Below are 19,143 nucleotides of genomic sequence, written 5' to 3' on the forward strand. Positions count from 1 at the left end.
CCGCGAGCGCCATCGATAGAAAATAAGCGCCGGCATGCAACTCGCCGAGCGCCTTGCAAAATGTCTTCCGTCGCGTCATGCTACTTCAACGAGAACTTTCTACGGCTTTCAACTCATCCTGTTTTGCCGATCAAGCGCAGCGCCGTTCGGCCTAGTGCCCACTTTCCGAAGTCCGTGTTACATCTCAGCATGACCTGTTACGGGCTTCGGAAAGCTATGGGCTACTCACAAACTTATTGATTCCAGTGTCGCTTTTCTATTTTGAAGTTCCTGAACAGAATTCGTCGCTCGTGGTGCAGGAACTTCAAATAGGCGACACTAGCGCCGCGGCACCTACCACTTGAGCTCCAGGCCCATCGTCGCCTGATGGGATTGATAGGCGGAACGGAATTTGCCGTCGTAATCGAGATAGAGCCGCGCGGTATTGCTCAGGCTGACCGAAAGCGCAGCTCCGGTATCCGCGCCATACCGGCTTTCACCGATCCCCTGCACCAGGAGACTTTGCGGCCCCAGGCTGACGGTGACCGCACCCAGCTTTTGCTCGAAATTGTCGACGAATTTGCCGTAGGCCGAAAGATCCAGGATCTTTTGATCGACGATCCAGTAGTGGCCGATTTCCGCGCCAAGCAGCATCTGCGAGCGTTCGAGCGTCGCGCCGGTCACCGAAACCGGGTCCAGGCCGCCCATTTCCTGGAACGAGCCGGTCGACGCGCGAATATATTCAAGCGCAGCCCTCGGCACGATCCGACTCTGGTCCAGCGTCCAGAAGTAACTGAGTTCCGTCAGCGCACCATCGATCTGGCCGTTGTAACCCGCAGTCGCCATGCCCAGCGGGGTGTCGCGGCTGGAGCCGATCTTTCCAAAGCCATGAACCAGCGCGACTGCCCACGTCCACGGTCCCTTGTCGATCGATGCGTTGAAGCCGAGTTGGGTTAGATCGAGGGTCGCCGATTGCATCGCTGGCGCCACATCGATACCGGTCCGGCTTTGGTCGATCGAGAAACCGACGTTCACCCCCGGCGCAATGCGGGCCCCGAATCCAGCCACCCCGCCGCTGGTCCGGCGCTCGTCGCCAAAGAAATTGAGTTGCGGGCCGGTCTTGCTGGCGATGCCGTAGAGTTCACCCCAGCTTCGGAATGGCTGGCCGTCCAGGGTCTCCGAGGCGCCTCCGCCTCCCGGATTGCTGCGCGACGTGCGTCCGAAGCCACCGCTCGCCTGATCGCCGAGTCGCTCCAGGAAGTTGCTGCCGAGGTTCACAACCGACGCACCGGCTGACATGTCGGTCATCGGAATCGACGGCGTAGGCGACGGCGCGGGTGTTGGTGTCGGCGGAGGGGCCAGGCTTTGCGCCCGAGCGTCCGTCGCCGAGAGCCAAACGGCCAAGGCCATGACGAGGAAAAGCGCCGTTCCCGGCCAGCGGCGCTCTCCCGCTGATGACCGCCATAACCGGCCCATTCGACGCCATTCCCAAAAATTGGGCGTGCCAGCCCGACAACACTAATTTGGTTTCAATCGGGGAATTTGGTCGCAGTTCTGCAACAGCGTCAATCGCTGTTAACCCAGCTCTGACGGCAATTGCCGGCCCTTGTTGTCTCCAGGTCACACCCGCCGGCAGCCGCCTAAAGCCCGGCTGCGGATTTTTCCAAGCACCCCAGAAGCTTGCTAAGGCGCAAAATTCGTGTTGCAATCCCTATCACAATCGGAATTCGGCCGATCGACTGTGCGTTTCGCTACTAGGAAATTCAGCAGACATCCGGAAGGCCCGCTTGTGGCGCGGCACGCAGATCGCGTGGCGCGTCTTCTTTATGTCTAGACCAGGAGACAGGCGATGCAAAAAGGCACCGTCAAGTGGTTCAACCCGACGAAGGGTTATGGGTTCATCAAGCCGATGGTCGGCGATAAGGACGTGTTCGTCCATATCTCGGCGGTCGAGCGCGCTGGGCTCACCACCCTTAACGAGAATCAGGTTATCGAATACGACCTTGTTGAGAATCGCGGCAAGAGTTCCGCGGAAAATCTCAAGGTCTCCTAAGCCTCGTCACGATCCGCGCAAGCAATCTTGATGGACCCCCCGGCCTAGCCGGGGGATTTTGTTATTCGTTATCCGCTTGTAGGTCGCGGCGCGATCAACGTGCCGGCGGAATCGGCATCGCCGCTTACCCGGCAGATTGCACCATCCAGCCGAAGTTTTCCGCTGGCGAGGAGTCGCAAAGCGTTCGGGTAGATCTGGTGCTCGATCGACAGAATTCGCGTCGACAATGTCTCCGGCGTATCGTCGTCGCGAACTTCCACCACCCCTTGCATCACAATTGGTCCCGCGTCGGTTTCCGGCGTCACGAAGTGGACGGTCGCGCCAGATACTTTGACCCCGGCATTCAAAGCCTGCGCGTGGGGATCAAGACCCGGGAACGATGGCAGCAGCGAAGGATGGATATTGAGCATCTTGCCATACCAAGCTTGAACGAATTCGGCGGTGAACAGCCGCATGAAGCCGGCAAGACAAATCAGACCGATCCGGTGTTTCTGAAGGGCCGACTGCAGGACCGTTTCGAACGCGGCGCGATCTTTTCCGAATGACTTGCTTTCGATCGTAACCGTCTGGATGCCTTCTGCAGCGGCCAAGGCAAGTCCCGCCGCATCGGTACGGTTTGAAATCACTACCGCGATCTCAGCCGGAAATCCGTCCACCTTGGCGGCCTTGATCAAGGCGACCATGTTCGAACCACGTCCTGAAATCAGGATGGCGACGCGGGGCTTCGGATCCCCACCCTGCGGGCCGGGCTTTACCATGAGAGATCGAGGTGACCGTTATAGACCACGCGATGCTCGCCCTGCGCCGGAATGATCTCGCCCAGCACCGCGACGCTCTCGCCGGCATCGGTGAGAATGCGCGCGGCCGCTTCGGCCGCACCGGATTCGACCACCGCAATCATGCCGATCCCGCAATTGAAGGTGCGCAACAGTTCAAGCTCGGCGACGTGGCCCTGCTCGGCGAGCCACTTGAAAACCGGCAACACAGGAAGCCTGGCCAGATCAATGCCGACGCCCAAATGCTTCGGCAGCACACGCGGAATGTTGTCGGTGAATCCGCCGCCGGTGATGTGTGCAAGCGCCTTGACGGCCCCGGTCTCGCGGATCGCCCGCAGGCAAGACTTCACATAGAGCCTCGTCGGAGCGAGCAATGCGCCGCCAAGCGTCATGACCGGCGAAAACGGCGCGGGCGCATCGAAGCCGAGACCGGAAGCTTCCACGATCCTGCGCACCAGCGAAAACCCGTTGGAGTGAACACCCGACGAGGCCAGCCCAAGCACGGTATCGCCAGCGGCAACATCGGCGCGTGGCAGCAATGAGCCGCGCTCGGCGGCACCGACGGCAAAGCCGGCAAGATCGTAATCGCCGGCCTTGTAGAGCCCTGGCATTTCGGCGGTCTCGCCCCCGATCAGCGCGCAGCCGGATTCGCGGCAACCCTCCGCAATACCGGCAACGATCGAAGCGGCCGCCTCCGGGTCAAGCTTGCCGCAGGCAAAATAGTCGAGAAAGAACAGCGGCTCCGCACCCTGTACCACGAGGTCGTTGACCGACATGGCCACAAGGTCGATGCCGATGCCGCCATGCAGTCCGGTGTCGATCGCGATCTTGACCTTGGTGCCGACCCCGTCGGTTGCCGCTACCAGAACCGGGTCCTCGAAGCCCGCGGCCTTAAGATCGAACAATCCGCCAAAGCCGCCGATTTCGGCCTCGGTGCCCGAGCGCGCCGTCGTGCGAACCATCGGCTTGATCAGGTCGACCAGCCGGTTGCCCGCATCGATATCGACCCCCGAATCCGCGTAAGTGAGCCCGTTTTTGCGCTCGGCCATAACCTATTCCAGTTGATGACGGCTGGGTTACGTCGGATTTGGCTTATGTGCAATGGTGGCAGGCGCGTACTATGTAGACAAGGGCTGGTTCACCTCACAAAGACTGGATAAATGCAGGGAATCGGGCCGGTAGCTGGGAAACGACCGCGTTGAGTATTCCGAATATCATTACGCTGGGGCGCATCATCTTGGTGCCCATCATCATCTGGGCGATTGCCTCCAACCAGATGGAAATCGCATTTTCGATCTTCGTCATCGCAGGCGTGAGTGACGCGGTCGACGGATTCCTTGCCAAGCGCTTCAACATGGCAAGCGAACTCGGCGCGCTACTCGATCCGCTCGCCGACAAGGCCCTGCTGGTTTCGATCTATGTAGCGCTCGGCATCTGGGGCGCGGTGCCGCGCTGGATCGTGATCCTCGTCGTCTCGCGCGATTTCATGATCGTGACGGCGGTGATTGTATCATGGTTATTCGACAAGCCTGTCGAAATGAAACCGCTAATGGTTTCCAAGCTCAACACGGTAGCGCAGGTGGCGCTTGCCGCAGTCATCCTGGCCTCGCTCGCTTTCGGTTTCAAACCGATGCCGTATGACGCAGTACTGATGGGATTGGTAACAGTCTTTACTTTGGTTTCCGTATCCCTCTATCTCGTCGAGTGGGTGCGGCACATGAGCACGATCGACGCGCGCTAGTACCGCCGATCTGAAGTCCCTGCACCACAAGCGGCGAATTCGATCAGGGACTTCAGATCGATAAAGCGGTACTAGAATCAATAAGTTTGTGAGTAGCCCATGGCTTTCCGAAGTTCGTGAAGGTGGGCACTAGATCCTTTTTGATCGTAGGCATTTTCAGGTTAGACAAGTAGCTGCCCCAGTATGGAGAGGGAGTTAGGTGGCAGGCCGCGTTCAACCTCGTCAACTCGCGTTTTCGCTGGCGCACGCGGAAAGCTTTACGCGCGATGACTTTCTCGAGGGACCGGCGAACGCGGCAGGCCTTGCTCTGATCGATCGGTGGCCGGACTGGCCAAACCGGGTGATGTTCCTGCTCGGTCCAGAGGGCTCCGGCAAAAGTCATCTCGCCGCGATCTGGGCCGAACAATCCGGAGCTCGCTCGATCTCGGCTCACGCGCTGACACCGACGGAAGTTCCGGGCGCATTGGCGACCGGCGTGCTTGTCGTCGAGGATATCAAAGCCGCCATCGACGAACGCGCGTTGTTCCATTTGCTCAACCTTGCGCGGGAAGACAACGCCTTCGTCTTGATGACGGCGCGCGCAGCACCGAGCGAGGTCGAGCTGCGCGATTTGCGATCGAGGCTGCGTGCGGTTCCGACGGTGCAGTTGCTGCCGCCGGACGATCACCTGTTCCGCGCCCTGATCGTCAAATTCTGCGCAGACCGTCAACTTGCCATCGATGAAACGGTTGTGAGTTATCTCGTGCACCGCATCGAGCGTTCCTATGCCGCCTTGCGGCGTGCCGTCGAGTTATTGGATACCGAAGCCTTGCGGCTCGGCAGGCCGGTCACAAGGGCATTGGCGGCGGAGCTGCTCCGCAACAACGGCTGACCGGAGAGGCGCTTCCCATCTTGACGTAAGCCGGCACGGGAACATCAATGTCATTGAAACGTCACCGAGAAATCGGATCGTTCCCGCCATCCTTACCGGGCTTGAGATGAAATGGATCGAAGCTTGATGGAATCAACCCAAGCCATTGTAATTAATGAAAAAGATACCAGCGCCCCCAGCACGCCGGCGATCGGCTCCGGCCCCGAGCGTTTCATAAACCGGGAGCTTTCCTGGCTCCACTTCAATCGCCGCGTCCTGGAGGAATCGGTCAACCCGAGCCACCCAGCGCTGGAGCGGGTCCGCTTCCTGTCGATTTCCGCCAACAACCTTGACGAGTTCTTCATGGTTCGCGTCGCCGGTCTCAAGGCGCAGGTACGTGAAGGCATCACCGAGCGCAGCCCCGACGGACTGACCCCGGGAGAGCAGCTGACCCTGATCAACGAGACCGTTTCCCGGCTTGCGAAAGACCAGCAGGCGATCTGGAGGGACCTGCACAAGATTCTGGCCGATGTGGGCATCGTGCTGGTCGAAAGCCGCGACGTCAGCAAGCCCGAGCGCGCCTGGATCGAGGATCACTTCCTCCACAACATCTTTCCGCTGCTGACGCCGCTGGCGATCGACCCGGCCCATCCCTTTCCGTTCATTCCAAGCCTGGGTTTTACGGTCGCCCTGCAACTGGCGCGGACGGCCGACGGCAAGACGATGAATGCGCTCATTCGCATGCCCGGCAAGATCGATCGCTTTATTCGTCTGCCCGCCGGCAAGGATGGCGTGGTGCGGCTGATCACGCTGGAGCAGGCGACAGGTCTTTTCATCGGCCGGCTATTTCCCGGCTACACCGTCAAAGGCCAGGGTGCGTTCCGCATCATTCGAGACTCCGAACTCGAAATCGAGGAAGAGGCCGAAGATCTCGTTCGCCTGTTCGAGACTGCGCTGAAACGTCGACGCCGTGGATCGGTGATCCACCTCGAGATCGAGGCCAAGATGCCGGAAGAGCTGCGAGCCTTCGTGCAGCGCGCCCTTTCCACGGCCGACGACGAAGTGCTGCTGGTCGACGGCGTGCTCGCCATGAACGAGTTGTCGCAACTGACACGGCTCGACCGGCCGGATCTCGAATTCACACCCTATGTGCCGCGCTATCCCGAGCGCGTGCGCGATCATGGTGGTGATATCTTTGCCGCTATCCGGCAAAAGGACCTCATCGTCCATCACCCGTACGAATCCTTCGACGTCGTCGTCCAGTTCCTGCAGCAAGCCGCGCGCGATCCCGACGTCGTCGCCATCAAGCAAACGCTGTATCGCACCTCGAACAACTCGCCGATTGTGCGTGCGCTGGCAGAAGCCGCCGAAGCCGGAAAATCGGTGACCGCGCTGATCGAACTCAAGGCGCGTTTCGACGAAGAAGCCAACATTCGCTGGGCGCGCGACCTCGAGCGCGCCGGCGTGCAGGTGGTCTACGGGTTCATCGAATTGAAGACCCACGCCAAGCTGTCGATGGTGGTCCGGCGCGAGAGCGGCAATCTCACGACCTACGTCCACACCGGCACCGGCAATTATCATCCGGTCACCGCGCGCATCTATACCGACCTCTCCTACTTCACCTCCGATCCGACGATCGGCCGCGACGCGGCGCGGGTGTTCAATTACATCACTGGTTATGCCGAGCCGAGCGACATCGAAAAGATGGCGGTGTCGCCCCTCACCTTGCGCAAGCGGATGATTGAACACATTCGCGGCGAGAGCAATTTTGCCAAGCACGGCAAGCCCGCCGCGATCTGGCTCAAGATGAATTCGCTGGTCGACCCCGAGATCATCGATTCTCTCTACGAGGCCTCGCAAGCGGGTGTTTCGATCGATCTCGTGGTGCGCGGTATCTGCTGCCTGCGCCCGGGTATTCCCGGCCTTTCGGAGAACATTCGCGTCAAATCGGTCATCGGCCGCTTCCTGGAACACGGCCGGATCTACTGCTTCGGGATGGGACAAGGCCTGCCGGGCGCCAAAGCGGCTGTGTATATCTCGTCCGCCGACATGATGCCGCGGAACCTCGATCGCCGCGTCGAGATTCTCTGTCCATTGCAGAATCCCACGGTGCATCAGCAGGTTCTCGAGCAGATCATGGTAGCTAACCTGAAGGACACCGAGCAAAGTTGGCAATTGTTGCCCGATGGTTCCTCAACGCGTATGAAGGCCGCGAAGGGCGAGGAATCCTTCAATCTGCATAACTATTTCATGACGAATCCGAGTCTGTCTGGCCGTGGAAAGTCACTCAAGGAATCATCACCGCGCCGCCTCACCCGGCGTGCCGACCGCCAGCCATCGTCATAAGGAGAACGAGCTGTGAAGCGGGCGCGCAAGCGCGCCGCGAGCGTCGCAGTCATCGACATCGGCTCGAATTCGGTGCGTCTCGTCGTCTACGAGGCGATGGCGCGAAGCCTGATCACGATCTTCAACGAAAAGGCGCTGTGTGGCCTCGGCCGCGAAGTCCAATCGACAGGCTTGCTTGCCCCCGATGCCGTTGCCAAGGCTCTGACCTCGCTGCGCCGTTTTCGGGCGCTGTGCAGGGTGATGAATATCGGGCGCGTTTATGCGATCGCAACCGCCGCCTGCCGCGACGCCAGCAACGGTCCCGACTTCATTGCCAAGGCCGAGCGCATTTGCGGGACCAAAATCGAAATCCTATCCGGCCCGCGCGAGGCGAAATTGTCGGCACTCGGCGTCATCTCCGGCGTCCACCGACCGGATGGCATCGTCGGCGATCTCGGCGGCGGCTCGCTGGAGCTGATCGATGTACGCGGCAACCGCGTGCGCGGCGGGCTGACGCTTCCACTCGGCAGCCTTGCATTGCAGGACCTGTCGCACAAATCGCTGAAGCGCGCCGAACGTATCGTCAGGTCCGAGTTGTCCGACGTTGCGCAGATCCGAAGTGGGCGCGGCCGTACCTTCTATGCGGTGGGTGGCACCTGGCGCGCGCTGGCGCGCATCCACATCATCCAGAGCGAATACCCGCTCGGTGTGATGCACGGCTATTCCATTCCGGCCCAGGATGCGCTCGACTTCGTCCGGCGGCTGCGCCGCCTGGTGGCCGCAGACATGCTGGCCAATATCGAGGTCATTGCCGACGCCAGACGGCCGCTACTCGCTTACGCCGCCCTCGTCCTCGAATATGTCATTCGCGTTGTCCGTCCCAAAACCATCGTGTTTTCGACCTTCGGCGTGCGCGAGGGACTGCTCTACGAAATGCTTCCCGAGGCGGAACGCGCCAAGGACGGCTTCCTCTGCGCCGCGCAGAAGCTTAATCAACTGCTGTCCCGATCAGCGCGCCACGCCCAGGAACTGATCGAGTGGACGGACCGGTTCGTGCGGGTCGTCAAGTTGCATGAGACGGGGGAAGATCGGCGTCTGCGGCACGCCGCGTGTCTCTTGTCGGATATCGGCTGGCGGGTGCATCCCGATCACCGCGGCGAGGAAACACTCAACCTCATCACCAACGGGAATTTCGGTTCGATCGGCCATCAGGGCCGCGCCTTTGTCGCCCTGTCGGTGTTCTACCGCTATGCAGGATTGAGCGAAGAGAACGAGCCGCCGGAAACCATGCGGGAAATGGTGCCTCCTGCTATGCTTGAACGCGCCCGCCTGCTGGGTGCAGCGTTCCGCGTCGCCCATCTGATATCGGCCGCACGGCCTGGCGTGCTGCCGGCGACCCACTTCCGGACTCACGGCCGCAAGCTGATGCTGGTGTTCGAGCACAGACTGGTCGATCTCGTTGCCGATCGCGTCGGCAGCCGTTTCAAGCAGCTCGCGCGGCTCGTCGGCCGCTCCGGATCGATCGTCAGGCGCTAGATTTTGGGGAATGCTGTCTCAGCCGGACATACCGCCATATCGATCCAGCGACCAATACAATGATCGCACCGAGTATCGAAGCCAAATATCCGACGACATGCCGAGAGACGCCAAAGGTTACCGATTTGGCCTCGATAGGAAGCGCAATTGTGCCGTTGAGGAGGCGATGCAACAAGGGTTGGACGGCGGGATCGCTTTCGATCACATCGCCGGCAATCCAGCCCAGCAGGATTGCACCGAGCCATACCAGTATCGGAAAACGATCGAGGACCATCGCGATCAGCGCGGCGCCCGCGACAATCATCGGGATACTGATGGCAAGACCGAGGATGAGAAGCGAGAGCTGGCCGTTGGCAGCGGCCGCGACCGCAATCACATTGTCGAGGCTCATGACGATGTCGGCAATGACGACGATGCGGATCGCATGCCACAGCGTGGTGCCGGCCGCGATTTCGTCATCCTCGTTTTCGGGCACGAGCAGCTTGGCCGCGATCACGAGCAGCGCGAGGCCGCCGATCAGCTTCAGATAAGGCAGCGCCATCAGTGTGGCGACGACGCCGGTGAACACGATCAGGAGCACGACGGCGATGCCTGCGCCGATGATCATGCCCCAGAGCCGGCGGCGGCCACGCAGGCCGCGGCAAGCCATTGCAATCACGAGCGCGTTGTCGCCTGACAACAGAACGTTGATCCAGATGATCTTGCCGACCGCCAGCCAGAACACCGGCGTTTGCAAATCGGCCCGCAGCTGCGCCAAAAAGCCGCCGCCGCCGGCGGGATCAACGAGCTGCAACAGCGCGTTCACAGCCTTCCCCTTTGAGACGGCGCGCCTACGCTGCCGTCAATCAGCCGATGATCTCATTGCCGGAGAAAAACTGGGCGATCTCGATCGCCGCCGTTTCCGCAGCGTCCGAGCCATGCACCGAGTTCTCGCCGATCGACTTCGCATGAGCCTTGCGGATCGTACCTTCGGCCGCCTTGGACGGATCGGTCGCGCCCATAACTTCACGATATTTGAGCACCGCGTTTTCGCCTTCGAGCACCTGAACGACCACCGGGCCGGACGTCATGAACTCAACCAGTTCGCCAAAGAACGGACGGGCCTTGTGGACGGCGTAGAAGGCTTCCGCCTGCGCGCGCGTCATGTGAATTCGCTTTTGTCCAACAATGCGAAGGCCGGCTTTTTCGATCAGCGCGTTGACGGCGCCGGTCAGGTTGCGAGCCGTCGCGTCCGGCTTGATGATGGAAAAGGTGCGTTCGATCGCCATGGTTTCATCCTTGAGAAAAGCGCCGATGGAAGTTGCGGGCTTATATCGGCGCGGCCCGCGCACGGCAAGCGATGCGATGACCTGCTCGACCCGCCAATTGGCGCAGAATTACGCCGAATTCACCCAGATGAAGCTTTTCTGAAACGCTCGTCCCGCTCTCGTTCACCCGCCCCGGCGTAGGGTCTTTCCCAATAGGACGCCGCACAGCTTCGAAATGGCGTCCAAGGAAGGCCCCTTTCAACCTTGGCGCCGAAGGCGCCCAACACAGAGGAGACGACGATGTTTCGCAAACTCTCGCTCACTTTCGTTGCCGCGGTTTCGCTTGGCGCGGCGGCGCTGGCCCCCACCTCCGCTTCCGCCTGGGGCGGGTGGCATGGCGGCTGGCACCATGGCTGGGGCGGTCCGCGCATCCTTGTCGGCGGACCGATCTACTACGGCGGCTACGGCAATTATGGCGGATATGGCGGCTGCTACGTGCGACGGCTCGTCCCGACGCCCTTTGGGCCTCGCTGGCGGTTGATCAACCGCTGCTACTGATCCTACCCGCTGCTACTGATCCTACCCGAGCGGCTCGCAACAGAGGGTCCCCACCACAGGCGGTCGGGAGCCTCGGCGTTCCCTTCCGGAAGCATAGAAAATTTATAAAAAATTAGCCAAGAACCTGGGGAAGCCCCGGTAACCGGAAACAAATTGCATTCCGTCGACTTGGTATGCCGTCACCTGAACGGAACGGACGATCGGGATACGGAAGCAGCCATGAAAAGCCGACACACTGACAACGAGGTCGAATCGCTCGACCGCAGGTCCAGCCGGGCGATCTGTGACGCTGTCGGCGAGCGCCTTCAACACGTTTTGCGTCCGGAATCGGCTAGCCCATCATCTCATCTCGAGCACCTCATCGACGAGTTGCGAAGACGCGATCAGGCCGATGGTTGGAAGTCGCATTAGGACGACGAGCAGCGGCGACCGCCGCTTGGGTGAGACCCTTCCCAGCTGTCGAATCGAAATATACGGGTTGCGTTTTGCCGCGGCTGCGGTGAAAAGCCCGCATGCTCACGATGTCAGACATTTCGGTCCGCATTGCCGGACGGCTTTTGATCGAGCGCAGCTCCGTGCAGATTACGCCGGGCGCGCGCGTGGGCTTTGTCGGCCGAAACGGCGCCGGCAAATCGACGCTGTTTCACGCCATCCGCGGCGATTTGCCGACCGAGACCGGGACCGTCGCGATCCCTCCCCGCTGGACTATCGGAAGCCTCGCACAGGAAGCGCCGGACGGTCCGGAAAAACTGATCGAGGTCGTCCTGAAAGCCGATCGCGAGCGCGAGGCGCTGATGCGCGAAGCGGATGCGGCGAGCCATCCCATTCGTATCGCCGAAATTCAGACCCGGCTTGCGGACATCGAGGCGCACTCGGCGCCGGCCCGCGCGGCGGCCATCCTCAGCGGCCTGGGTTTTTCGCCAGACGACCAGCACCGACCTTGCGCCGAATTCTCCGGCGGCTGGCGCATGCGCGTGGCACTTGCGGCAACGCTGTTCTCCGCACCCGACCTGTTATTGCTCGACGAGCCAACCAACTATCTCGACCTCGAAGGCACGCTTTGGCTTGAAGATCATCTGGCCAATTATCCGCGCACCATGATCGTGATCAGCCACGACCGCGACCTCCTGGAAACCTCGGTCGATCAGATCCTGCATCTCGATCGCGGCAAGCTCACGCTCTACAAAGGCAGCTATTCCGCGTTCGAGGAGCAGCGCGCCGCGCGCGAACTGCTGGATGCCAAGCATGCAAAACGGCAGGCAGATGAGCGCAAGCGGCTGCAAGCGTTCGTGGACCGCTTCAAGGCCAAGGCTTCGAAAGCCCGTCAGGCGCAGTCTCGCGTCAAGATGCTGGAGCGAATGAAACCGGTGACGGCGCTCGTCACCCAGGAGGCTCGCGAGATCATCTTCCCGCAGCCCGAAAAGATGTTGTCGCCGCCGATCATTGCCGTCGATAACGTGTCGGTGGGCTACGACCCGAAGCCGCCGGTTCTCAACCGTGTGACGCTGCGGATTGACACAGACGATCGCATCGCGCTGTTGGGCGCCAACGGCAATGGCAAGTCGACCCTGGTCAAGCTACTCGCGGGCCGGCTTGCGCCGTTTTCGGGCAACGTTACCCGGGCCGACAAACTCTCGGTCGGCTACTTCGCCCAGCATCAGCTCGACGAGCTCAATCCCGATACTTCGCCCTACGAACATGTCCGCAAGCTGATGCCTGACGCGGTCGAGAGCAAGATTCGCGGCCGTATCGGCGCCATCGGCTTCTCCGGGAAGGCTGCCGATACACCAGTGAAAAGCCTCTCGGGCGGCGAGAAGGCGCGGCTGCTGCTCGGGCTTGCGACATTCTTCGGCCCCAACATGATCATTCTGGACGAACCGACCAACCATCTCGACATCGATAGCCGTGCGGCCCTGGCAGAGGCGATCAACGAATTTGCCGGCGCCGTCATCATGGTCTCGCACGACCGTTACCTGATCGAGGCCTGCGCCGATCGGCTTTGGGTGGTCGCCGATCGCACCGTGACAAGCTACGACGGCGACCTCGACGACTACCGGCGGACCGTCTTGTCGATACGTGGCGCGAAGATCGCTTCGCGAGAGCGCGGACCCGAACGAAACGCGCGAATCGATACGACTTCGTCGCGCCCAAAGGAAAAGCGAATTCCGCCCAGACAGCGAATTGCGGAGGCCGAAGCGGAGATGAGGCGTATCAGTGGCATCATTGCCAAGATCGATGCCGCGCTGGCCTTGCCGGATTTGTTTACGCGTGACCCAAAACAGGCCGCCCAGCTCGGCAAGGCCCGCGCAAGCGCCGCGGAAGCGCTGACGAAGGCCGAGGAAGATTGGCTAGAGGCAAGTTCGGAATTCGATGATGCCGCGCGTCAGGTCTGACGGATGCAATCAGGCCGGCGCCGGTGCGGCTGCCTTCTTCTTCTTTTTCGGCTTGGCGACTTTCGGCTCGACAACCGGTTCAGCGCCACGCTCGATCGACGTCAATCGGCCTGCGGTAAAAGTGTAGATTCCGGCACGCGCGCCCTGCGTGAAATTGACCACCGTGAGGCGATCGCCGCGTTCGTTCCTGGAAATGTTGACCGAGGCCGGCGCGCCAATGCCACGGACGACGTCGCATTCGGTGTGGCCGAGCGCAACGGTGCCGGTGGCAGCGGGTGCGGGCGCAAGCGCACCGTCCGTCGACGCATTGGCGTTCGTTGGAACGTTCGCCGCCATCCCCGGGCAGGCACCTTCGGCGCTGACAAGATCTGCGGCCGTCACCGGCTTGTCGGGCGTCAGCGGCGGCGTTTCAATTGAGACGTTCTTGATGATAAGCCTGCCGTTGCGCGAAAACCATCCGGCGTCCTTGGACAGCAGATCGGAAGAGAAAATATCCGAAGCCGTAGCCCCGCAGCCCGCCAGCATAGGGGCGGCCAGAAGCAGCACCAGCAATGATTTCCGATTGTCTCGCACGACCAACTAGTTCTCACCCCTCGCCTTAAGCGATTGTCCGACCATCAATTTGCGGCACGAGCGTGGCCTTTATACAGGGCCACCTGCCAAAACCATAGACTATCATCAACGATGGAACAGGTTAATCGCGCCTCTGCCATCGGCCTCTCTCGTCGGCCTGCCAATAGGTTACGTCGAATCCACGCGCCTTGCAGTCGCTCCACGACCGCCGCGCCGCAGCGAGCGCATCGGTGTCGTCGCCGTTGAAGATAAGGACGACGCGATCATACAGTTCCGAGTCCGCTGGCAGGGGCGCGTTGTCGACCAGAAACCTGACATTGGCGCGGTTCGGGTTACCGTCCTCGACCGCCAGAATGATCGGATGATCCTCGGCGTCGGTCACGCGCCAGCTCGCGTGCGGCAAAAAGGAATCCTCGCGATACGTCCACAGATGCGCATCCAGTGCCTCGGCGCGCTCCTCGGAGGTCGACTGGACGACGACCCGCCAGCCGCGTTCCATCGATTTTTCGAGCAGCGGCGGCAACACGTTCTCCACCCTCATGTCTTGCAGATGGTAGAACAAAACCTCGGTCATCGCTTGCCTTCGTAATGCTGCGCCACAAGCCGGTCCAGCAGGCGCACGCCGAAGCCGGATCCCCAGCTCTGGTTGATCTCGGTTTTTGGCGCCCCCATCGCCGTGCCTGCGATATCGAGGTGGGCCCAGGGGGTGCCATCGACAAAGCGTTGCAGGAACTGCGCGGCGGTAATTGACCCGCCGTTTCGGGTACCGGTGTTTTTCATGTCGGCGAACTGCGAATCGATCTGTTTGTCGTATTCGGGTCCCAGCGGCATGCGCCAGACGCGCTCGCCTGTCGCGAGCCCGACCTTGGTCAGACGCTCGGCCAGTTCGTCATTATTCGAAAACAGGCCGGCATATTCGGTGCCGAGCGCGACCATGATGGCGCCGGTCAGCGTGGCGAGATCGACCATGAATTTCGGCTTGAACTTCTTGGCGACGTACCAAAGTACGTCCGCGAGCACCAGCCGTCCCTCGGCATCGGTATTGATGATTTCGATGGTTTGGCCGGACATCGAGGTCACGATATCGCCCGGACGTTGCGCGTTGCCATCGGGCATGTTTTCGACGACCCCGATCGCACCGACCACGTTCGCCTTGGCTTTTCGCGCCGCCAGCGCCTGCATCAGCCCGACGACGCAGGCCGCGCCACCCATATCGCCCTTCATGTCTTCCATGCTGCCGGCGGGCTTGATCGAGATGCCGCCGGTATCGAAGCAAACGCCCTTTCCGATGAAGGCCACCGGCTGATCGCCGCGCTTGCCGCCGTTCCAACGCATGATCACGGTACGACCGGGCTGCGTGGAGCCCTGGGCGACACCGAGCAACGCGCCCATGCCGAGTTTCTTCATGGCAGCGACATCGAGCACGTCGACCTGTACGCCAAGCTTGCGCAATCGGCCGGCCCGCCGCGCGAATTCGACCGGAAACAACACGTTCGGCGGTTCGTTGACCAGATCCCGCGCGGTGGTGACCCCGTCCACGATATTTGCATTGGGTGCAAAGGCCTTGCGAGCAGCCGAAGGGTCACCGACGGCGATCGAGACATTGGCCCGTAAAGCCGCCTCCTCGCCGTCCTTTTTCCTGGTCTTGTAGCGATCGAACTTGTAGGCCCTCAGGCGGATGCCTGCGGCCACGGCCGCGGCCTGATCCGCACTCATCGTGCCCTTGGGCAGTTCGGCGATGACGGTGACCGTGTCGGCCCTGGCGGTCAGCTTGCCGGCGAGCGTACCACCCAGCTTGAGAAAATCGTGGTCTTTCAGCTCGGCGGGCTTGCCCGTCCCGATCACGACAAGGCGTTTGGCCTTAACCCCTTGCGGCGCGAGAATGTCCAGAATCGAGCCATTTTTTCCCTTGAACTGGTTGGTTTCGGCCGCCCCCTCGACGAGACTGAGAGCTGGTCCCAGGGCTTTTCGGGTGGCCGGACCGAATTCCAGCCCATGGCCGCAGAAGGCCACGAGGATGCCGCCCGGAGCGGCAGAAAATGGGACGAAGCCGACCTTAACGGCGTCGGTCATAAGCAAATCCTCCAAGAATCAGGGCTGTCGTCGGCGAAAGACCATCCGCCTGCGCGAAAGCCCTTTTCCCGGCTGTGATGGACATTGAATTCGTCACAATATGACCTGCCAATTGCCGCGCTGCCAAGCGCTTGTGCAAGGCGAACCGTAAGAATCGGGCCGCGGGACGGCGACTTTGAAGTTCCTACCGGTGCCGCGGCTAGTCCTTGATGGAAACTTCAAATTCAAGGCCCGTGGAATCAATATGTTGCTGGAGCTTCGAAGTTCGCATCAGTTGTTGTGAGCGGTATGATGCGAGCTTCGGAATCGGAGCCTTGGAGTGGCTCATTTGCCCGATTCCGCCACGGTTTGGGATCGGCGTTGAACTTCCCGGCCCGTGGCTTGTGCAAATCCACTCCGCCACCGTGGCGGCAGGGCCACTAATCCAAAATTTTAACCATCTGCCAAGGCCGCCACGGCTCAGCCATTTTGTTGACGGATCAAAGGGATGGTAGTGAGAAGGTGATGCCAAGCTGAATACGGCGGGCCGGCCAAAGGGGATCCCAATCGGGATTGGCCGCGAACCGCTGCAAAAGTGTGCCGAATGGGACCGTACGGTTAGCGATGGGGTCGATCGACAAGTATATCTTTCGCACGACGCTGGCGTCGTTTGCGCTGGTCCTGGTCAGCCTGACCGGGGTGATCTGGATTACCCAAGCTTTGCGCGGCATCGACTTGATGACGAGCCAGGGCCAGACGATCCTGACCTTCCTCGGCATCACCAGCCTCGTCATTCCGGCGCTGGTCCTGATTATCGCGCCGATCGCATTGATGATCGCGGTCTCGCATACGCTGAACAAGCTGGCGACCGATTCGGAAATCATCGTCATGAATGCGGCAGGCTTTTCGCCCGTACGGCTGTTTCGTCCGTTTATTTTTGCAACGCTTGTGGTTGCGCTCCTGGTGGCCTTTATCGCCGCTTATCTCGCGCCCGAAGGCCTGCGGCGGATCAAGCAATGGGACGCAGACATTACCGCTGACGTGCTCACCAACGTCCTGCAGCCCGGCCGCTTCGCCCAACTCGATCAGAATCTGACCATTCGAATCCGCGAACGGCTGCCCGGAGGCCTTCTCAAGGGCATCTTCATCGATGACCGCCGCGACCCGAAGGAACGCGTCAGCATCATCGCCGACCACGGCACGGTCGTGAAGAGCGAGGGTGGCTCGTTCCTGATTCTCGAGGATGGGAATCTGCAGCGGTTTGAGGTCGGCAAACGCGACCCGGCGCTGGTCGCATTCGGCCGCTATGGCTTCGATATGTCGAAGTTCAACCAGAATCACGATGTCACGCTCGGTATTCGCGAACGCTATCTCTGGGAATTGATGACCCCCGACGAATCCGATCCGATCTACAAGCAACTGCCGGGACAGTTTCGCGCGGAATTGCACGATCGCTTCCTGTCGCCGATCTATCCGTTTGCATTTGCCGCTCTCACCTTTGCCTTTCTTGGCGCACCGCGGACCACGCGTCAGAGCCGGAACTTTTCGATCGGCGGCTCGATCCTTGCCGTGTTCGGAATACGGATGGCGGGATTCGCCTGCTCGGTCCTGACGGTGAAATCGCCGGCCGCAGCGGTTGTTCAATATCTGATGCTGTTCGCCGCGATCGGCGTCAGCTTCTGGATCATCATCGCCGGCGTCGTGATCGAGCCTCCCGCCGGCCTGATCGAAGCGATCAATCGATCTAACGAACGAATCCTGCGGCTCTTCAGGCGGCCGGCTGTCGCATGAGCATGGTCACCAATACGCTCGGACGCTATTTCGCCGGCCGCTTCGTGGTGGCGGCGCTCGGCGTCTTTGCCGCCATCTTCGTGCTGCTGGTGCTCGTCGACTACATCGAAATGGTGCGGAAAACATCGGGACTTGCGGATGTTTCCGCCATCGCGGTCGCGGAAACATCGCTATTTCGGGTGCCGCAGCTGCTCGAAAAGATGATGCCGTTTTGCATCCAGATCGGGGCCATGACGTGCTATCTGGCGCTGTCGCGGCGACTTGAACTCGTAGTGGCGCGGGCGGCGGGCGTTTCAGCCTGGCAGTTCATCGCCCCTGCCCTTGCCAGCGCGCTGGTGATCGGAGTGCTTGCGACGATCGCCTACAATCCGATGTCCGCTTACCTTCGTGAAGTTTCCAAACGAATGGAAGCGCAGCTGTTCGGCAACGCCCCAGGCGGCGGCGTGCAGGATGCGGCCGGGTTCTGGATCAATCAGGTCAACAGCGACGGACAAGCCATCATCAACGCCGCCCGCAGCGAGAGACAGGGCGTGCGGCTGACCGGGCTGACGGTATTCCGCTTCGACAACGACAATCAATTCAAGGAGCGAATTGAGGCGCAGCAGGCGACCCTGGAAGATGGATATTGGCTATTCAAATCGGTCCGCCGCTACACACTGGATGGCCCGCCGGTCGACCAGGACAGCTTTAGGCTCGCCACCAGCCTTTCACCTGCCCAGGTCCGGAACAGCTTCTCCACCCCGGAAACTGTGTCCTTTTGGCAACTTCCCGACTACATCCGCTCGTCCGAAAGCTCGGGCTTCGCGACGGCGGGCTATCGGCTGCAATATCATAAGTTGATTGCACAGCCTTTTTTGCTGGCTGCGACAGTCATGCTGGCCGCCGCCGTGAGCCTTCGCTTCTTCCGTTTTGGCGGTGTCCAAAAGATGGTTTTGAGTGGCGTGGGCGCAGGCTTTCTGCTCTACGTTCTGATCAAAGTAACCGAGGATTTGAGCAAGGCTGAGCTGATGCATCCGATCGCTTCGGCGTGGCTGCCCGTATGCGTTGGCGGCCTCACCGGCTTTTTGGCCTTGTTATACCAGGAGGACGGGTAGTGGCTGTGGTTGCCGCCCTCCAAAAAGGACTGGCTGCGATTCGCCGGCGTCGATCTGCGCGCGGTGTGGTGACTCGCGCGACCTGCATCCGGGAAACGATCTTTGCGGCCGCGCTGGGCTTGCTGGTGTCAGCTGTCCTGGGGCTTGCAAGCTCGCCAGCCGCGTTTGCGCAAAC

At 60.9% G+C, this 19,143-nt stretch carries 19 protein-coding genes; 11 read left to right on the top strand and 8 right to left on the bottom strand.

The annotated features are described in order from the left end of the window. Positions 1-333: 333 nt before the first annotated feature. The gene (locus tag M6D32_RS10130) at positions 334-1,287 is read right to left on the bottom strand and encodes an autotransporter outer membrane beta-barrel domain-containing protein (protein ID WP_366145829.1); all 954 of its coding nucleotides are present in this window, start codon (positions 1,285-1,287) and stop codon (positions 334-336) included. Between the two features lie 541 nt (positions 1,288-1,828). Between M6D32_RS10130 and M6D32_RS10135 the strand changes: the two genes are divergently transcribed. Continuing rightward, a complete protein-coding gene (locus M6D32_RS10135; RefSeq protein WP_298255763.1) occupies positions 1,829-2,032 on the top strand; it encodes a cold-shock protein in 204 nt (67 codons plus the stop codon). Positions 2,033-2,100: 68 nt separating this feature from the next. Here M6D32_RS10135 and purN read toward each other — a convergent pair whose 3' ends face one another. Together purN and purM are read right to left on the bottom strand one after the other, a co-directional pair. Then, positions 2,101-2,790, bottom strand: coding sequence for a phosphoribosylglycinamide formyltransferase (gene purN / locus M6D32_RS10140; RefSeq protein ID WP_298255764.1), 690 nt, complete (start codon positions 2,788-2,790; stop codon positions 2,101-2,103). Further along, entirely contained in the window at positions 2,784-3,857 is a 1,074-nt protein-coding gene (gene purM, locus M6D32_RS10145) for a phosphoribosylformylglycinamidine cyclo-ligase (RefSeq protein WP_298255765.1), read from the bottom strand. Before purM ends, purN begins: the two co-directional genes overlap by 7 nt. 149 nt (positions 3,858-4,006) lie before the next feature. Here purM and M6D32_RS10150 point away from each other — a divergent pair, with 149 nt between their 5' ends. From M6D32_RS10150 to ppx, 4 genes are all read left to right on the top strand, one after another. Beyond that, a complete protein-coding gene (locus tag M6D32_RS10150; protein ID WP_298255766.1) occupies positions 4,007-4,549 on the top strand; it encodes a CDP-alcohol phosphatidyltransferase family protein in 543 nt (180 codons plus the stop codon). A gap of 199 nt (positions 4,550-4,748) precedes the next feature. Then, the gene (locus M6D32_RS10155) at positions 4,749-5,420 is read left to right on the top strand and encodes a DnaA/Hda family protein (protein WP_298255767.1); all 672 of its coding nucleotides are present in this window, start codon (positions 4,749-4,751) and stop codon (positions 5,418-5,420) included. A gap of 126 nt (positions 5,421-5,546) precedes the next feature. Beyond that, positions 5,547-7,745 (top strand): RNA degradosome polyphosphate kinase, encoded by a 2,199-nt coding sequence (locus M6D32_RS10160; RefSeq protein WP_298255768.1) that lies wholly within the window; start codon positions 5,547-5,549, stop codon positions 7,743-7,745. Between the two features lie 12 nt (positions 7,746-7,757). Further along, positions 7,758-9,260 carry an exopolyphosphatase gene (gene ppx / locus M6D32_RS10165; RefSeq protein WP_298255769.1) on the top strand — a complete coding sequence of 501 codons (1,503 nt, stop codon included), beginning with the start codon at positions 7,758-7,760 and terminating at the stop codon, positions 9,258-9,260. On the opposite strand, the gene M6D32_RS10170 is transcribed toward ppx, so the two are convergent. After that, entirely contained in the window at positions 9,250-10,065 is an 816-nt protein-coding gene (locus tag M6D32_RS10170) for a YjbE family putative metal transport protein (RefSeq protein WP_298255770.1), read from the bottom strand. The two genes, ppx and M6D32_RS10170, sit on opposite strands and share 11 nt — an antisense overlap. Positions 10,066-10,105: 40 nt before the next feature. Further along, a complete protein-coding gene (gene ndk, locus M6D32_RS10175) occupies positions 10,106-10,528 on the bottom strand; it encodes a nucleoside-diphosphate kinase (RefSeq protein WP_298255771.1) in 423 nt (140 codons plus the stop codon). Here ndk and M6D32_RS10180 point away from each other — a divergent pair. The 4 genes from M6D32_RS10180 to M6D32_RS10195 all read left to right on the top strand — a co-directional run bounded on the left by M6D32_RS10180 (position 10,503) and on the right by M6D32_RS10195 (position 13,458). Next, positions 10,503-10,670 carry a hypothetical protein gene (locus tag M6D32_RS10180; protein ID WP_298255772.1) on the top strand — a complete coding sequence of 56 codons (168 nt, stop codon included), beginning with the start codon at positions 10,503-10,505 and terminating at the stop codon, positions 10,668-10,670. The two genes, ndk and M6D32_RS10180, sit on opposite strands and share 26 nt — an antisense overlap. Before the next feature lie 137 nt (positions 10,671-10,807). Further along, a complete protein-coding gene (locus tag M6D32_RS10185; RefSeq protein WP_298255773.1) occupies positions 10,808-11,065 on the top strand; it encodes a sulfur globule protein precursor in 258 nt (85 codons plus the stop codon). A gap of 219 nt (positions 11,066-11,284) precedes the next feature. Then, a complete protein-coding gene (locus tag M6D32_RS10190; protein ID WP_298255774.1) occupies positions 11,285-11,476 on the top strand; it encodes a hypothetical protein in 192 nt (63 codons plus the stop codon). A gap of 101 nt (positions 11,477-11,577) precedes the next feature. Beyond that, positions 11,578-13,458 (top strand): ABC-F family ATP-binding cassette domain-containing protein, encoded by a 1,881-nt coding sequence (locus M6D32_RS10195; RefSeq protein ID WP_298255775.1) that lies wholly within the window; start codon positions 11,578-11,580, stop codon positions 13,456-13,458. A gap of 9 nt (positions 13,459-13,467) precedes the next feature. Here M6D32_RS10195 and M6D32_RS10200 read toward each other — a convergent pair whose 3' ends face one another. The 3 genes from M6D32_RS10200 to M6D32_RS10210 all read right to left on the bottom strand — a co-directional run bounded on the left by M6D32_RS10200 (position 13,468) and on the right by M6D32_RS10210 (position 16,104). Continuing rightward, positions 13,468-13,983, bottom strand: a complete 516-nt coding sequence (locus M6D32_RS10200; RefSeq protein WP_298255781.1) for a hypothetical protein — start codon at positions 13,981-13,983, stop codon at positions 13,468-13,470. Between the two features lie 169 nt (positions 13,984-14,152). Further along, positions 14,153-14,605, bottom strand: a complete 453-nt coding sequence (locus tag M6D32_RS10205) for a DNA polymerase III subunit chi (RefSeq protein WP_298255776.1) — start codon at positions 14,603-14,605, stop codon at positions 14,153-14,155. Further along, positions 14,602-16,104, bottom strand: a complete 1,503-nt coding sequence (locus tag M6D32_RS10210) for a leucyl aminopeptidase (RefSeq protein WP_298255777.1) — start codon at positions 16,102-16,104, stop codon at positions 14,602-14,604. The genes M6D32_RS10205 and M6D32_RS10210 overlap by 4 nt, the downstream gene beginning before the upstream one ends. A 603-nt stretch (positions 16,105-16,707) precedes the next feature. Here M6D32_RS10210 and lptF point away from each other — a divergent pair. Both lptF and lptG read left to right on the top strand, forming a co-directional pair. Beyond that, positions 16,708-17,874: an LPS export ABC transporter permease LptF gene (gene lptF, locus M6D32_RS10215; RefSeq protein WP_298255778.1), complete on the top strand. Its 1,167-nt coding sequence runs from the start codon at positions 16,708-16,710 to the stop codon at positions 17,872-17,874. Next, positions 17,871-18,968, top strand: coding sequence for an LPS export ABC transporter permease LptG (gene lptG, locus M6D32_RS10220; RefSeq protein ID WP_298255779.1), 1,098 nt, complete (start codon positions 17,871-17,873; stop codon positions 18,966-18,968). Before lptF ends, lptG begins: the two co-directional genes overlap by 4 nt. The last annotated feature ends 175 nt before the right edge of the window (positions 18,969-19,143 follow it).

The organism is Bradyrhizobium sp., assembly GCF_027307225.1.
Classification (GTDB): Bacteria; Pseudomonadota; Alphaproteobacteria; order Rhizobiales; family Xanthobacteraceae; genus Bradyrhizobium.

Coding starts and splice junctions, on each gene's coding strand:
- M6D32_RS10130 (WP_366145829.1), bottom strand. CDS start 1,287: ATGACCGACATGTCAGCCGGTGCGTCGGTTGTGAACCTCGGCAGCAAC.
- M6D32_RS10135 (WP_298255763.1), top strand. CDS start 1,829: ATGCAAAAAGGCACCGTCAAGTGGTTCAACCCGACGAAGGGTTATGGG.
- purN (WP_298255764.1), bottom strand. CDS start 2,790: ATGGTAAAGCCCGGCCCGCAGGGTGGGGATCCGAAGCCCCGCGTCGCC.
- purM (WP_298255765.1), bottom strand. CDS start 3,857: ATGGCCGAGCGCAAAAACGGGCTCACTTACGCGGATTCGGGGGTCGAT.
- M6D32_RS10160 (WP_298255768.1), top strand. CDS start 5,547: ATGGAATCAACCCAAGCCATTGTAATTAATGAAAAAGATACCAGCGCC.
- M6D32_RS10180 (WP_298255772.1), top strand. CDS start 10,503: ATGGAAAAGGTGCGTTCGATCGCCATGGTTTCATCCTTGAGAAAAGCG.
- ndk (WP_298255771.1), bottom strand. CDS start 10,528: ATGGCGATCGAACGCACCTTTTCCATCATCAAGCCGGACGCGACGGCT.
- M6D32_RS10185 (WP_298255773.1), top strand. CDS start 10,808: ATGTTTCGCAAACTCTCGCTCACTTTCGTTGCCGCGGTTTCGCTTGGC.
- M6D32_RS10190 (WP_298255774.1), top strand. CDS start 11,285: ATGAAAAGCCGACACACTGACAACGAGGTCGAATCGCTCGACCGCAGG.
- M6D32_RS10195 (WP_298255775.1), top strand. CDS start 11,578: ATGCTCACGATGTCAGACATTTCGGTCCGCATTGCCGGACGGCTTTTG.
- M6D32_RS10200 (WP_298255781.1), bottom strand. CDS start 13,983: ATGCTGGCGGGCTGCGGGGCTACGGCTTCGGATATTTTCTCTTCCGAT.
- M6D32_RS10205 (WP_298255776.1), bottom strand. CDS start 14,605: ATGACCGAGGTTTTGTTCTACCATCTGCAAGACATGAGGGTGGAGAAC.
- M6D32_RS10210 (WP_298255777.1), bottom strand. CDS start 16,104: ATGACCGACGCCGTTAAGGTCGGCTTCGTCCCATTTTCTGCCGCTCCG.
- lptF (WP_298255778.1), top strand. CDS start 16,708: ATGGGGTCGATCGACAAGTATATCTTTCGCACGACGCTGGCGTCGTTT.
- lptG (WP_298255779.1), top strand. CDS start 17,871: ATGAGCATGGTCACCAATACGCTCGGACGCTATTTCGCCGGCCGCTTC.